General features: G+C 36.5%; 1 pseudogene. It reads right to left on the reverse strand.

The features are described 5' to 3' along the window. Positions 1-208: 208 nt before the first annotated feature. Positions 209-1,544 (reverse strand): annotated as a pseudogene (locus tag TY19_RS03635) (hypothetical protein); the annotation flags it as partial.

Genomic DNA, 1,544 nt, shown 5'->3' on the forward strand with positions numbered 1-1,544 from the left:
TTATTTATTTTAACACGAACCTCTATTTCTTCTTGGATGATTTTTAAGGGGCAAGGTCAAATTTGTTCTATAACATTAAACCTCAAGCAAAAAACCCTTTTACGATTTCTATAGTGTTGAGCTATGATTTTGAGTGTTCAAACATCCACATAATATTCTCATACGCAGAACGTTCGCTCAATTGACACTACTTTTTTTTTACCTTCTTTTAACGACGGATTATTTGTTGATTTTGTATGTAATGAGCCAAGCCAGCGTCTGTAATGCTTTTACATTTTTGTAGATTTAAATCCTGTAAATTTACTAGGGAAACTAAATGTGCCAATCCAGTATCAGTGAGATTTACACATTCACTTAAATTCAAATGCTGTAAAGTCACTAAGGAGGTCAAATTTGCTAATCCAACATCAGTGATTTTCTTACATTCCTTTAGATTTAAATACTTTAAACCTGCGAAGGAGGTTAAATATGCCAACCCCTTATCAGTGAGATTTTCACACCGACTTAAATCTAAGTACTCCAAGTCTACTAAGGGGGTCAAATGTGCCAATCCAGTGTCAGTGATTTTTTTACACTCTCTTAGATCTAAATACTGCAAGCCTATTAAAGAGGTTAAATGTGCTAATCCAGCGTCAGTGATTTTTTTACACTCACTTAGATCTAAATGTTGTAAACCTAGACCTACTAAAGAGGTCAAATATGCCAGTCCCTTATCAGTCAGATTTATACACGAACTTAGATCTAAATACTGTAAATTCATTAAAGGAGTCAAATCTTCTAATCCATCGTGACAGAGACCAAAACAATCACTTAGATTTAAATGCTGTAAATTCACTAAAGATGATAAATGAATTAATTCAAAACTAGAAAGGCGATAGCAGCAGCTTAAGTCTAGATGCTCCAAATTCACTAAAGATGTCAAGTGCGCTAATCCATAGCCATAGATCCTACGGCAGTCATTCAAACTTAAATGCCGTAAAGCGCTTAAGTGTGCCAGATGTTCTAATCCCTCATCAGTGATGTTACTGCCCTTTAAACTCAAATACTGTAAAGCAACTAGGGGTGTCAAATAGGCCAATCCCTCATCCGTGAGATTTTCACACCAACTTAAGTCTAAATGCTTTAAAGCCGTTAAGGATGTTAAATGTGCTAATCCAGCATCCGTGAGATTTTCACGCCAACTTAGATCTAAATGCTTTAAAGCTGTTAAGGACGACAAATGTGCTAACCCATCGTCAGTGAGATTCTGGCAATAACCTAAATCCAAACCTAAATCCAAATGCTCTAAAGTCGTCAAGGGGGTCAAATGCGCTAATCCAGCATCGGTGAGATTTTCACACAGTTTTAGAGATAAATATTGCAAAGCGACTAAGGAAGATAAATGCACTAGTCCATCGTCAGTGAGATTTTCACACCAACTTAGATCTAAATGCTTTAAAGCCGTTAAGGGTGTTAAATGTGCTAATCCAGCATCCGTGAGATTTCTACAATCACTCAAACCTAAGTGTCGCAAAGCGACTAAAGGTGTCAAATGGGCTAATCCA

It is taken from the genome of Candidatus Protochlamydia sp. R18, from assembly GCF_000648255.1.
Lineage (GTDB): Bacteria > Chlamydiota > Chlamydiia > Chlamydiales > Parachlamydiaceae > Protochlamydia > Protochlamydia amoebophila.